Origin of the sequence: Janthinobacterium silvisoli (assembly GCF_014200725.1) — a bacterium.
GTDB lineage: Bacteria > Pseudomonadota > Gammaproteobacteria > Burkholderiales > Burkholderiaceae_D > Janthinobacterium.
Window position 1 is genome coordinate 85719 of record NZ_JACHCL010000002.1, and the last position, 13270, is coordinate 98988.

A 13270-nucleotide genomic window follows, 5' to 3' on the forward strand; every position below is an offset into this window, starting at 1 on the left:
GACGAATAGCGATGAATCAACTGCAACAATTGAAGCAACACAGTACCGTTGTCGCCGACACCGGCGATTTCCTGCAACTGGCGCGCTTTGCCCCGCAAGACGCCACCACCAACCCATCCCTGATCCTGAAGGCGGTATTGCAGCCCGACTATGCACCCTTGTTGGAAAGTACGGTCGCCGCCCACAAGAACGCCAGCCTGGACGATATCGTCGACCAGGTGCTGGTGCGCTTCGGCCTGGAAATCCTGAAAGTGGTGCCGGGCCGCGTATCGACCGAAGTCGATGCCCGCCTGAGCTTTGACACCGCTGCCACCGTAGCGCGTGCACGCCGTTTGATCGCCCTGTACGAAGCGGCCGGCATCGCCCGCGAACGTGTATTGATCAAGATCGCTGCCACCTGGGAAGGCATACAGGCGGCACGCGAACTGGAACGGGACGGCATCTTTTGCAACCTGACCCTGCTGTTTTCGTTTTGCCAGGCGGTTGCCTGCGCCGACGCCAAGGTACGTTTGATCTCGCCATTTGTGGGCCGTATCTACGACTGGTACAAGAAATCGGCTGGCGCCGCATGGGACGAAGCGGCCCGTTCCCTGTCCAACGATCCAGGCGTGCAATCGGTCACGCGCATCTACGATTACTACAAGCAACACGGCATCGCCACCCAGGTGATGGGCGCCAGCTTCCGCAACACGGGCCAGATCACGGCGCTGTCCGGCTGCGACTTGCTGACCATCAGCCCCGACTTGCTGGCCAAGCTGGAAGCGTCCGACACGCCATTCGAGCGCGCACTGGGTGGCAACGCTGCACCACAAGCTGCCGTGCATTACGACGAAGCGGCCTTCCGCTACGCCCTGAACGACGACGCGATGGCAACCGAAAAACTGGCCGAAGGCATCCGTGGTTTTGCCGTCGATGCAGGCAAGCTGGACGCCATGATCGAAACCTTACGCAGCAAATAATCAGTAACAAACAATGAGTCATAGTTAAAAAGAAATCAGTTTTTACCTGCAACACCTTGTACCTTGCACCCTAGTAGCTGAGTTTATTTCAACACAATAAAAACCTTGGAGATTCATATGAAAAAGATTCTTACCGCCTCCCTGCTGATGTCCATCGCCTGTGGCGCGTTTGCTGCCGACAAGCCTTTGAAATCGATCGGCATCACCGTCGGCGACCTGGCCAACCCATTCTTCGTGGCCATTGGCCGTGGCGCGGAAGAAAGCGCCAGGAAAATCGGCGGCCCTGGCGTGAAAGTGACCACCGTGTCAAGCAAATATGACTTGAACACCCAGGTCGACCAGATTGAAAACTTTATCGCCAACAAGACCGATATCATTATCCTCAACGCTGCCGATTCCAAAGGCATCGGCCCGGCCGTGAAAAAAGCCCGCGATGCCGGCGTGATCGTGATCGCTGTCGACGTGGGCGCACAAAACGCCTCGGCCACCGTGATGTCGGACAACACCATGGCAGGCGACGTTTCGTGCGCCTACCTGGCCAAGCAAATCGGCGGCAAGGGCAATGTGGTCATCCTGAACGGTCCACCGGTCACGGCGGTGATCGACCGCGTCACCGGTTGCAAGAAAACCCTGGCCGGCTTCAAGGATATCAAGATCCTGTCGGATAACCAGAATGCGGGCGGCAGCCGCGATGGCGGCCTGACGGTGATGTCCAACCTGCTGACGGCCCATCCGAAAATCGACGCCGTGTTCGCCATCAATGACCCGACCGGTATCGGCGCCGAACTGGCCATCAAGCAAGCCAAACGCAGCGACATCAAGCTGATCACGGCAGTCGATGGCGCACCGGACGGCCAGAACGCGCTGAAAAACAAGGCCGGCCTGTTTGCCGCCACCGCGTCGCAAAACCCGTACCGCATGGCGGCCGATGCCGTGCAAGTAGGCTATGACCTCATGAATGGCCGCGCACCGAAACAGACGACGGTGTTGCTGCCTACGCCTATCGTCAATAAGGAAAACGTTGCCGCTTACGCTGGCTGGGTGAAAAACTAAGCAAGCTTGCACCACGTGGAGTTCGCCGCCGTCGCCATGACGGTGGTGGGCGCCAGTTTCAACAGCGAGGACACGTCATGAGCGACGATATTATTTTTGAAATGCGCGGCATCGAAAAGCGCTTCGGCGCCACGCGCGCGCTGCGCGGCGTGCACCTGGTGGTGCGCAGCGGCGAAATCCACGCCGTGATGGGCGAAAACGGCGCCGGCAAGAGCACCCTGATGAAAATCCTGTCCGGCGTCTACACGCCGGATGCAGGAGAAATCCTGCTCGATGGCAAACCCATCAAGATACGTAGCCCGGGCGAAGCACGGGCGCTGGGCATCAACCTGATTTACCAGGAACTGAGCGTCGCCAAGAACATGACGGTGGCGCAAAACGTGTTCATGGGCAGCGAGCCGCAAGGCCGCTTCTGGACCGTCAATGCAGCCGAGATGCGCGAACGCACCAATGCCATCCTGGCCGACCTCGGCTCGCGCTTCCATGCCGACAGCATGGTGGGCGGCCTGTCGATTGCCGAACAGCAGCAGGTGGAAATCGCCCGCGCGCTGGTGCACAAGAGCCGCATCCTGATCATGGACGAACCGACTGCCGCCCTGTCAGACCGCGAAACGGAGCAGTTGTTCCGCATCATCGAGGCCCAGCGCGACAAGGGCCTGGCAGTACTCTACATCAGCCACCGCATGGCCGAAGTCGAACGCCTGGCGCGCCGTATCACGGTGCTGCGCGATGGCGCCTATGTGGGCGAGCTGGGCAAGGATGAACTGGATCAAAAGAAAGTCGTACAAATGATGGTCGGCCGTTCCGCCGACGATTTTTACCAGCACCAGCGCCGCAGCACGCGCGGCGCCGAGCGGCTGCGCGTGGAAAATGTGGGCGGTGGCAAGGTCAAGCCTGCCTCATTGACCCTGCATGCAGGCGAAGTGGCGGGCCTGGCAGGCCTGGTGGGCGCGGGCCGCACGGAATTGGCGCGGCTGATCTTTGGGGCCGACAAGAAACAAACGGGCCAGGTCTGGCTCGACGGCCAGGAAGTCCATATTACGGAACCGCTGGCCGCGATCCGCCACGGCATCGGCTACCTGCCGGAAGACCGCAAGAGCCTGGGCTTGTTCATGCAATTGTCGGCGATGGAAAACATGTCGATGAATATCCTGTCGCAGCACGCCACGGCGGGCGTGGTCAACCATGGCGCCCTGACGGACCTGGCGCGCGAGTCGATTGCCAGCCTGAACGTGAAAGTGTCGGGCCCGGAAGGCATCGTGGGTGGCTTGTCGGGCGGCAACCAGCAAAAAGTCTTGCTGGCGCGCTGGCTGGCCATCAAGCCGAAAGTGCTGATCCTCGACGAACCCACGCGCGGCGTGGACGTGGGCGCGAAAAGCGAAATCTACAAGATCATCCACCAACTGGCCGATGCAGGCACCGCCGTGCTGTGCATTTCCAGCGAACTGGCCGAGCTGGTCGGCATCTGCGACCGCGTGATGGTGATGTGCGAAGGCCGCTTGACGGGTGAAGTCACGGGCGACGATATCACGCAGGAAAAGATCCTCGCCTACGCCACCCTGGTGGACGCAGCTTAAAGAAAATCAATAAGGAGATTCATCATGACTACCCCTACTACAACCAGCGGCGGCGCCGCGCGCGCCAGCTCATCCTTCAATGCATCGGGCCTGATGCGCCGCCTGGGCATGCTGCCCGTGCTGGTCGTGCTTTACCTGGCCATGTACGGACTGACCGTGTACTTTGCGGGCGATGGTCAATCGACCTTCATGACCAGCAATAACACCATGAACATTTTCCGCCAGGTATCGATCAATATCGTGCTGGCGTCGGGCATGACTTTCGTTATCCTGACCAGCGGCATCGACCTGTCGGTCGGCTCCGTGCTGGCAGTCTCGGCGGTGGCAGGCATGCTGATGTCGCTGTCGGCCCAGTTTGCAGGCTTCTCGATTCCCGTGTTTCTGGTCGTCGGCCTGCTGCTGGGCGCCTTGAATGGCGCGCTGGTGGCGCTGGTGGGCTTGAATCCGTTCGTCGTCACCCTGGGTACCATGACCGCCCTGCGCGGCGCAGCCTATCTGCTGGCCGATGGCACCAGCGTGCTCAACACGGACATCCCCAGCTTCGAATGGATGGGCAACGGCACCTTTTTGGCCCTGCCCTGGCTGATCTGGCTGGCCGCCCTGGTTGTCATCATCACGTGGTTCATCTTGCGCAAGACCACCTTGGGCCTGCATATCTATGCGGTCGGCGGCAACGTGCAAGCGGCGCGCCTGACCGGCATCAAGGTCGGCCTGGTATTGATGTTTGTCTACACCATCAGCGGCCTGTTCGCCGGCCTGGGCGGCGCCATGTCGGCCAGCCGCCTGTATGCGGCCAACGGCAACTGGGGTACAGGTTACGAACTCGACGCTATCGCTGCAGTGGTGCTGGGTGGCACCAGCCTGATGGGCGGCGTCGGCTCTGTCTGGGGCACCGTGATCGGCGCCCTCATCATCGGCGTGATGAACAACGGCTTGACGATCCTGGGACTGTCGTCGTTCTGGCAGTATGTGGCCAAGGGTGTGGTCATCGTACTTGCGGTGATACTGGATAAATGGCGCCAGTCGCAAGCCCAGAACTGATTAGTTTTACGCATTGGGGGTCAGACCCGACGGGTCTGACCCCAGCACTATTTAAAACTCCAGGCGCATCTCCACATGCGCTATCCCCGCCTCTTCAAACTGTTCCCCCTGCTGCACAAAACCATGGCGCGCATAGAACGGCGCGGCAGCAGCCTGGGCATTGAGCACCACAGCAGCATCGCCCCGCTCGCGGGCCTTGCTCATCAGCAGCTGCAAAATCTCGCCACCGACACCCGTACCGCGACCCGCCTTGCGCACCGCCATACGGCCGATATGGCCATCGGGCAACAAGCGGCCCGTACCGATGGCGCGACCCTCGGTATCGTAGGCAACAGCATGCAGGCAAACAGCGTCCATGGCGTCGAGCTCGATCTCGGCCGGCACTTTCTGTTCATCGACAAAGACTTCAAAACGGATGGCGGAAGCGTCCTGGCCCAAAGTGGCCCAGTCGCCGAGGCGGATGTTAATAGTGGTCATGATTATCAGAGGTAAAAGACAGGCGGCTATTGTCGCATGGCTGGGCTGGGATCACTCCTGTCTTTCAAAAACCTTGGCTTTTGAAAAATAATGCTGCGTTTAAGCAGTCTTGGCCTAGAAAGCTGCCATCACTTGGCTCTGCTTGTTTTAGTCGCGATCAGCACCTCCAGAGCATGCGCCTGCGCAACACCGATCTGCACCAAACGAGCAAGCACATCATCGATTTGTGGTCTTAAAGGGTAGGAGGCCGATTGGGGCACAGTATCGATTTGCAGAACACCTTCCAGCCACGCGACCATCCGTGAACCAAGCCCGTTATCTACCCAAAGCTGTTTGTTAGCAGGTTGGCGTTGAAGCCAAACTAGCGCACTTGATAGGAAGAACTCCAGATGTGTGGACCGTGGAGATACTTCAAGAAGGTTCATTGTTAAAAGCGCGGAAAACGTAACTGGTCCCATCCCAATCAACCGCCCCAGTTCAGGGAAGAACGGGGCAATCTTACCTATCCCGCGCTCAAACAAATAGCACGACGCATCGCTGAATGGACTATAGTTATTAAAGAAAAAGACAGCAATCGCTGCACCGACCCGGGTCTCGATATTCATTTCCGATCTATCTTGCTCCCTCCTCCACCCAGCAGTATCAATCAAGCGATCAGCAAGGAGCACGCGTAGCTTGAGTGCAATACCGACGTCCAGACCAAGATCACTAAAGTAGGCCTGATCGATCGCGGGTACCAGTCTAGTAACAATATCGAAGAAGGAATCTTCGGGAACGGCGGACACGCGCAAAATATGGGTAACAGTCTCATCGGGTGACATTCGTGTAAAAGAGCGCCCCATGATCGAGAAGAAGATACTGTTCCACTCGCCAGGTCGATTGTCGATATTAGTATCCGGCGCTAGCCCGACCCCGTTCGCCTCAGCCGTCCAGTCGGCATAAGCGTTGACAAAGCTAACACTCCAGGCTGGGTCTACAATCTCCGAACTGAGCGTCAGTTGTCGAAGCCATAGCGCAGCGTTCTGGGAATGAAGCTGCCCGCTCGGTTCAGCAACGCGAACCGGTTGTATCGTAGGGGCATTTTCGCTGCTCCCGAGACTTTGCCGGACTGAAGGTCTCCTAGAAGGCAGTGGTGGCCAAATCGGTTCCGAAGCTGTGTTGTTAAGCCATGCCACCTCGGCTTGGATTGCAGCAGCTACGTGCTGGCGATGTCGCACCTGATTCGCCTTTTTTGTATCACCAAAGTCATCATCCTCATGCATGGGCTGGACTTGAGCCACCAACGCACATCGAAGCAAAGCTGGCACAAAACGTGGATCGATTTCGTAAATGACCGCGAGAGCTGCACCGAAGCCATGCGCTGCGTGCGGATCGTCACGCCCCGCGAGCTCAAGTAATAAGTTCCGATCTTCTTGGCGACCATGTCGACGCCAAAGGTGAATGAGGCCAAGCGCGGCAATTGCAACGGGATTGAAACGCATACCGTGACGTGTCCGGGAAACTGAAATCCCATCTGCCCGGGAAAACATCCGCGCAAACACATCTCGAGCCCACTCTTCGTGCTTGCTCAGCATTACATCGGAACCGTCGCGGGTTAAGATCATAGCCGTAGAAGCGATGGCGCTCGCTCGCGAAAGGGGAATATCTTCCGGCATATCAGACATGGTCTCGAGACGTTGTGCATACGCCAAGGCCTGCTCCACGAGTTCGGAACTTGACTTCGATCCATCCTCTACAGCATTTTGGATTGCCGCGTCAATTCCAGAATCCCTTGCTCGCGCCGAGTTTTTCTTTTGAAGCGTCTCGATGTGCCTCACCTCCTCCGTTGGAGAAACATAAGCAAGGGAACCATTGATAGCTTGCCAATTCATAGGGTTAATCACATTAAGAGCGTGGTGCGCCATGAACCTGGGAGTTGCGAAGGTATCATTAGGTTTTACTGGCCCCAAACGTTCCGAGGCAGCGATAAGCAAACCATGGAGAAGGCTGCGATCAACCGATTCGTTAATAGCGAAATTCGAAAGCAGCGCTTCAAGTGCCCAACGGCGGGAGGGGCGACTTTTTAGGTCGGCAAGCATAATCGAAGCAGTTGGCTCCTTCGGGCCGATTGCCCCCCACTCTCCGAAATCAATTTCCGGAGTGACCTCGAGAAACTGACGAGTTCTATCAGCCGTGAGCAGTTCAGGCGAACCGAGAAACGGTATGGCAATCGCCATTGATTTAGGCCAGTGCGAAATCAAAATATCAACTGCCACCATTAGAAATGCTGCGGGTGAACCTTCAGGACCAAGAACATCAGAAATGATCTGAGCAGGCTCTTCGTTTTTTTCGATACGCGTGTGAGTCCATGCCTCTAATGCAAGCAGCGCTGACTCGACCGCATAGCCATCGCCAGCTTGGCGCGACCATAGATAGGACTGCTCACAAGGAAAGTAGCGTGGACCAGTTGGAAACACGAGCGTAAAACCATCGGTACCTGGCTCCCCTATATCGGGCAACGCAATGATCGCGTGATCAAGCAAGCGACGGATAAGACTTAGGCCATGTTCCGGCGCGACATTAAGTAGTTCAAGGAATGGCCCCTGCGCGGGAGATGACGGAAGAAAGTCGTTATCAAGATGGGTGAATGCCTCGGGCTGGGGTGTTCGTGTGTGCTCTTGTTTTGGGATCAGCCCGGCTAAGGTAATCTCCACGAGCTCTACGGGCGCTGCAACCGCCAACGTACCGCGAAACTTCAGGATCTCACGGATGATGTAATCTGAATTTCGCCGCCCAAGCACACTCCGGAGATAGCATTGAGCACGCTCTGGTACGCGTGCTGCCATAAGAAGAAATGCCTGACGAACATCGGTTTCGAGTTTCTGCAGATCGTAAGAACGAAACGCCTTCGCAAATCGCGGCTTATCACTTGCAAGCAGATGGTGATTTTTTGCATCTTCGATTTCCTCAAGCCAGTCAGCAAGAACGATTGCCATTTTCGGCGTCATCGGCCCCATCCAAAATATGGCTGTTGAAAGGCTTCGGAACAACTCGACAACGTCAGGAAGCACGCAAAGCGGTAGATGTGATCGCCTTATAAGTAACCAATCCGTTAGCTTCGTCCATGAGCCATTGATCGGTCCATATAAAGTGGCAGGAATCTTCTCTGCATCCTCCACATACTCGGCAAGCATTTCCACGAGAGGGCGTGACTCGACAGCGAGCGCCGTACGAATCAATTCGCGTAGAAGCACACCGTCATTCTCCATCAGATATGCAGATGCACGATCCAGTAGCGTAAGAGCAAGCTCGGAGCGCAGAATTGCAAGTAATGCCCAGCGCCGCCACGATGCATGAGCTCCATCGCGACTGACCCGGTTTAAGTACTCTCTCCACGGCTCTCCATCCTCAGACCGTTCCAATGCAAAGCGGGCCCCAAGTTCAATGCCCCGGGCCAAGGATACCGGCACCGCACGATCAAGCGGAAGCTGATCGATGCGGTCAGGGGAATCGTGCAAACGCGACGCCACACCCCACTCACGCAAGACATCATGATGAAATGATAATTGATCGAGACTTAATTCACGTAGCGTTCTACTAGAAACAAGTGCATCCACAACCAAGGCCTCGGCCGTAGCTTCCAAATAGTCGCGGCCCGCCAGAATGGCATCGGAAAGGTTTGCAAGAAGCCGCTTGCGTTCGCGCCGATTTACTTGGGGACCATCAGCTGTGGTCCACCATCGTTCGAGTAGATCTATCTCCGAACGAAGCTGATCGGTGCGTCCATCCACTTCAAGCAAACGGGATAATCGGAAAAGGTTTCGGGCAACGGCATTGGCAGGATGCATGTCGCTGAGCAAGGCCGAGAGAGTTGGGGCTGCAGCTTTGAGCTCCTCTATCTCCTCCGCTCCAAGGTCATCAATGATAACCGGGCGAGCATGCCCCAGCTTTGCCAGGATGTCTGACGGCAACCAGTTTGGCTCATCTTTATCGAAGTCTGTCCTGACTGTAACGATAACTTGGAATGCCGGAATGATCGCTGCTGCCCTCACCAGATCGGTGACTGTAGCGCGCTTGCCAGGATCGTCAAAGAAATCAAGGCTATCGACGAATAGTGTGGCACCGCCGTCGCAAGCAAGATCAGAGAGAAAGGACGCTATCCCACCATCAATCTGAAATTCGGCCTTGAAAGCTGGCCATCCCCCGGGGGTTGTCCGCTCTGGCGTAAGAACAATTACACGACCTTCGGTGGAAACTTGTTCTACAAGCGTCCCCAAAAGACCCGACTTACCGACGCCAGGAGCACCACGAATTTCGATATAACGGCCTTGATCGCGCGCTTCCCGTACCGCATTAAGCTGGGTAGAGCGGGCCAATACTATTCCAGCGATACTCCGACGAAGATCAGCAGCCGCAAGGCCAGCAGCTTCGGCCAAAGTCTCTCGTGATGCTCGGTTTCGCGGCGAGCCCCGTAGTCGGAAACCGTCAATGCCTGAAACTTCACTCAGAAGCTTGCTTCTTTCAAAATCGCCCCCCGAAGCCGCAGCCCGAATAGAAGTCTCGGTTAGAATCTTCCAGAAGACCCCGGCTCGCGCCGAATCAATTGGATCGAGAAAATTTCGGGCTCGCTCAAGCGCCAATTCAATTGAATGTGATCCGGGAGCATCAAAGTCGAAAGTCAGTATCTGAAAGCGACGCAAAACCTGCCAGACTGTTTCGTCGTCACCCATACAACCAGCACTCAGAAGATGACTACGCACCGTTTCTACAAAGGAGCGCATATCGTCATTGCCAACTTTCTTACGCTTAATTCGTCCGTGAAAAACCGATTCAGAGCCAACCTCTCGCGCCCAACGCAGTACATCTTGATATGGACCCGTTATCTTGAAGGATGTTCGTTCAGTCGCGACGGCAAACTGGTGGCGCTGGTGTGTAAAGTCGAGCTTCTGCAGTGCTTGGGCAAGCTGCTCTACGACGCTTTTAAATACCGCATCATTGGGAGAAAATGTGATTGTGCGCTTTACCTGAACCTCAAGAACTGCAGGCTCACCCATATGCGTCACGCCGCGAACGATCACATCATCGAGAGGATGTCCCTCGCCTGCACGCTGTAATTCAACGCTGCCAATCAACACACCCGGTAGGCCGCGCGGATCAGCCTCCGCAAGCATCGTTAGCAGATAATGCGCGGCTACCTGTCCTTCAAAAAAAGCTCCCGCAGGGCCACTGGCCGAAGGGCTTGTTGCGGTTTGTTCGTTAATCGTCATCGTCTGATTCTGGCGGACCGTAGCACAGGAATTAATTTCTTCACAATTATGCCCGAGAATTAATGAACTCAAGGAAACATTACCCTCTTGAATACCTCATGCCGACGCCTGTCAATATCAAAGATGTCTCCAAGTAGAATTTTTGGACGATACGATTTAATAATTACCCCAGCTTCACCACCTGCTTGCCAAAATTCTGCCCTTTCAGCAAACCGATAAACGCCTGCGGCGCACTAGCCAGCCCTTGCGCCACGGATTCGCGGAAGATCAGCTTGTCCGCCGCCACCAGATCTGCCAGTTCCACCAGCCCTTGCGGCCACCATTCCATATGTTCGGAGACGATAAAGCCGCGTACGGTCAGGCGGTTGGTGAGGATCAGGCGGAAGTTGTTGATTGGTGTCGCTTCGCCGTTGTAGCCGGCGATCCAGCCGCAGATGGCGATCCGGCCGAAAGCGTTCGTGCGGGCCAGTACGGCGTCGAAGATGGCGCCGCCCACGTTTTCAAAGACGGCGTCGATGCCGTCGGGCGTGGCCGCTGCCAGGTTGGCTTCCAGGCTGCCGGCCTTGTAGTCGATGCAGGCGTCGAAACCCAGGGTGTCGACCACGTAGGCGCATTTCTCGGCGCCGCCGGCGATGCCGACCACCTTGCAGCCTTTCAATTTCGCCAGTTGCCCCACCACGCTGCCGACCGCCCCGCTGGCAGCCGAGACCACTACCGTTTCGCCCGCCTTTGGAGCCATGATCTGGTTCAAGCCATACCAGGCCGTCATGCCGGGCATGCCCACCGCACCCAGGTAGGCCGAGGCGGGAATGCGCGTGGTGTCGACCTTGCGCAAGATGCTGCCGTCCGAGACAGCGATTTCGGTCCAGCCCAGGCGGCCTTCGACCATATCGCCGACGGCAAACCGGGGATTCTTGGATGCAATCACCTCGCCCACCGTACCGCCGACCATGGTCTCATTCAAGGCTTGCGCCGCCGCATAACTCTTGCCCTCATTCATGCGCCCGCGCATATACGGGTCCAGCGACAGATAATGATTGCGGATCAGGACCTGGCCATCGGTGATTGACGGGATTTCCAGCGTTTCCAGACGAAAATGTTCGGGTTGCACTTCGCCCGTCGGGCGGGAAGCGAGGACGATGCGTTGGAAGGTGGGCATGTGTGCTCCTGTCTCAAACGTAAATTCAGCCCCTAAAGTAAAGGCTGGGGTCAGACCCGACGGGTCTGACCCCGGATTTAAACCTCATAATCCATGCACTGCCGCGCTTCACGCACCGCACCAAAGAATGGTTTGATCTTCACGTGTTCGGGATGGTTCTGATAAGCGTCGAGCGCCTCGCGGTTGGCGAATTCACTGTAGAGCACGATGTCGTAGGTGGCTTCCAGGCCAGGTTGGGCGACGATGGCTTCAAATTTCAAAATACCGGGCACGACGTTGGAACAGCCGTCCAGCAAAGCCTTGAGTTTCAATGCGTTGGCAGCGCGGTCAGCGCCTTCGGCGTGGTCCTTGAGTTTCCAGAAAACGATGTGCTTGATCATGATGGCAGTGCAAGATAAAAGTAAAGCATCACTGTAACCGCTATTGCCATGCCTTGCTGACGATGAAAAAGGCGGCCCCGCAGGCCGCCCCAGACTGGGTTCCAGCAAAAATCAGACGACTTCGAACAGCCCTGCCGCACCTTGCCCGCCGCCTATGCACATGGTGACGACCACGTATTTCACGCCGCGGCGCTTGCCTTCGATCAGGGCGTGGCCCGTCAGGCGCGCGCCCGATACGCCGTACGGGTGGCCGACGGCAATCGCGCCGCCGTTCACGTTCAGGCGGTCCAGCGGGATGCCCAGGGTATCGGCGCAGTACAGCACTTGCACGGCGAACGCTTCATTCAATTCCCACAGGCCGATGTCGGCTACCGTCAAACCCGCTTTTTTCAGCAGTTTCGGGATCGCGTAGACGGGGCCGATACCCATTTCATCGGGTTCGCAGCCGGCCACGGCGAAGCCGCGGAAGATGCCCAGCGGTTGCAAGCCTTTCGCTTCGGCCACTTTCGCATTCATCACGATGGCCATCGAGGCGCCATCGGAAAACTGGCTGGCGTTGCCCGCACTGATCACACCGCCTTCGATAGCCGGGCGGATCTTCGACACGCCTTCGTAGGTGGTGTCGGCACGGATGCCTTCGTCGGAGGAGATCGTCACTTCGCGCGAGACCAGCATGCCGCTGGCCTTGTCGGCCACGCCCATGATGGTGGTCATCGGCACGATTTCGGCGTTGAACAGGCCGGCCGCCTGTGCGCTGGCGGCGCGCTGCTGGCTTTGCGCGCCGTATTGATCCTGGCGTTCGCGGCTGATGTGATAGCGCCTGGCGACGGTTTCCGCCGTTTGCAGCATGGGCCAATACACTTCCGGCTTGTGCTGCTGCAACCAGGTTTCGCGAACCATATGTTTGTTCATTTCATTTTGCACGCAGGAAATCGATTCCACGCCACCGGCCGCATAGATATCGCCTTCGCCGGCAATGATGCGCTGCGCCGCCAGGGCGATCGCCTGCAAGCCCGAGGAACAGAAACGGTTGACGGTCATGCCCGCCGTGCTGACGGGGCAACCGCCGCGCAGGGCAATCTGGCGCGCAATATTGCCGCCCGTCGCGCCTTCAGGAAACGCGCAACCGGCGATCACGTCTTCCACCTCGCCCGCCTCGATCTGCGCGCGCGTAATGGCGGCCGCCAGCACGTGGCCGCCCAGGGTGGCGCCGTGCGTCATATTGAACGCGCCCTTCCAGGACTTGGCCAGGCCCGTGCGGGCGGTCGATACGATAACAGCGTGATTCATTTCATGTCTCCTGTGTGGATTGTTTTAGTCGTCTCTACCAGGAAGAGAATAGCATGCTTAAGTACGGTCGTTCGCAAAAAATGACACC

General features: G+C 57.2%; 9 protein-coding genes. 4 read left to right on the forward strand and 5 right to left on the reverse strand.

Going from position 1 to position 13270, the window contains the following annotated elements; genetic code table 11:
• The first annotated feature begins 11 nt into the window (after nt 1-11).
• The 4 genes from tal to HDE75_RS10540 all read left to right on the forward strand — a co-directional run bounded on the left by tal (nt 12) and on the right by HDE75_RS10540 (nt 4630).
• Nucleotides 12-959 (forward strand): transaldolase, encoded by a 948-nt coding sequence (tal, locus tag HDE75_RS10525; RefSeq protein WP_183677890.1) that lies wholly within the window; start codon nt 12-14, stop codon nt 957-959.
• Nucleotides 960-1076: 117 nt separating this feature from the next.
• Complete coding sequence (locus HDE75_RS10530) at nt 1077-2012, forward strand: ABC transporter substrate-binding protein (RefSeq protein ID WP_183677889.1); 936 nt, start codon at nt 1077-1079, stop codon at nt 2010-2012.
• A 77-nt stretch (nt 2013-2089) separates the two neighbouring features.
• Nucleotides 2090-3589 carry a sugar ABC transporter ATP-binding protein gene (locus HDE75_RS10535; protein WP_183677888.1) on the forward strand — a complete coding sequence of 500 codons (1500 nt, stop codon included), beginning with the start codon at nt 2090-2092 and terminating at the stop codon, nt 3587-3589.
• A gap of 24 nt (nt 3590-3613) precedes the next feature.
• Nucleotides 3614-4630 (forward strand): ABC transporter permease subunit, encoded by a 1017-nt coding sequence (locus tag HDE75_RS10540; protein WP_183677887.1) that lies wholly within the window; start codon nt 3614-3616, stop codon nt 4628-4630.
• A 51-nt stretch (nt 4631-4681) separates the two neighbouring features.
• On the opposite strand, the gene HDE75_RS10545 is transcribed toward HDE75_RS10540, so the two are convergent.
• The 5 genes from HDE75_RS10545 to HDE75_RS10565 all read right to left on the reverse strand — a co-directional run bounded on the left by HDE75_RS10545 (nt 4682) and on the right by HDE75_RS10565 (nt 13182).
• Nucleotides 4682-5107, reverse strand: coding sequence for a GNAT family N-acetyltransferase (locus tag HDE75_RS10545; RefSeq protein WP_183677886.1), 426 nt, complete (start codon nt 5105-5107; stop codon nt 4682-4684).
• Between the two features lie 128 nt (nt 5108-5235).
• The gene (locus HDE75_RS10550; protein ID WP_183677885.1) at nt 5236-10353 is read right to left on the reverse strand and encodes an NACHT domain-containing protein; all 5118 of its coding nucleotides are present in this window, start codon (nt 10351-10353) and stop codon (nt 5236-5238) included.
• A 163-nt stretch (nt 10354-10516) separates the two neighbouring features.
• On the reverse strand, nt 10517-11512 hold the full coding sequence (locus tag HDE75_RS10555; protein ID WP_183677884.1) for an NADP-dependent oxidoreductase: 996 nt from the start codon (nt 11510-11512) through the stop codon (nt 10517-10519).
• 77 nt (nt 11513-11589) lie between these two features.
• A complete protein-coding gene (locus tag HDE75_RS10560; protein WP_183677883.1) occupies nt 11590-11892 on the reverse strand; it encodes a Dabb family protein in 303 nt (100 codons plus the stop codon).
• 111 nt (nt 11893-12003) lie between these two features.
• A complete protein-coding gene (locus HDE75_RS10565) occupies nt 12004-13182 on the reverse strand; it encodes an acetyl-CoA C-acyltransferase (RefSeq protein WP_183677882.1) in 1179 nt (392 codons plus the stop codon).
• Nucleotides 13183-13270: the final 88 nt, after the last annotated feature.

Excerpts from the sequence above, each read along its gene's own strand:
- tal (WP_183677890.1), top strand. The coding sequence starts at position 12 with ATGAATCAACTGCAACAATTGAAGCAACACAGTACCGTTGTCGCCGAC.
- HDE75_RS10530 (WP_183677889.1), top strand. The coding sequence starts at position 1,077 with ATGAAAAAGATTCTTACCGCCTCCCTGCTGATGTCCATCGCCTGTGGC.
- HDE75_RS10535 (WP_183677888.1), top strand. The coding sequence starts at position 2,090 with ATGAGCGACGATATTATTTTTGAAATGCGCGGCATCGAAAAGCGCTTC.
- HDE75_RS10540 (WP_183677887.1), top strand. The coding sequence starts at position 3,614 with ATGACTACCCCTACTACAACCAGCGGCGGCGCCGCGCGCGCCAGCTCA.
- HDE75_RS10545 (WP_183677886.1), bottom strand. The coding sequence starts at position 5,107 with ATGACCACTATTAACATCCGCCTCGGCGACTGGGCCACTTTGGGCCAG.
- HDE75_RS10550 (WP_183677885.1), bottom strand. The coding sequence starts at position 10,353 with ATGACGATTAACGAACAAACCGCAACAAGCCCTTCGGCCAGTGGCCCT.
- HDE75_RS10555 (WP_183677884.1), bottom strand. The coding sequence starts at position 11,512 with ATGCCCACCTTCCAACGCATCGTCCTCGCTTCCCGCCCGACGGGCGAA.
- HDE75_RS10560 (WP_183677883.1), bottom strand. The coding sequence starts at position 11,892 with ATGATCAAGCACATCGTTTTCTGGAAACTCAAGGACCACGCCGAAGGC.
- HDE75_RS10565 (WP_183677882.1), bottom strand. The coding sequence starts at position 13,182 with ATGAATCACGCTGTTATCGTATCGACCGCCCGCACGGGCCTGGCCAAG.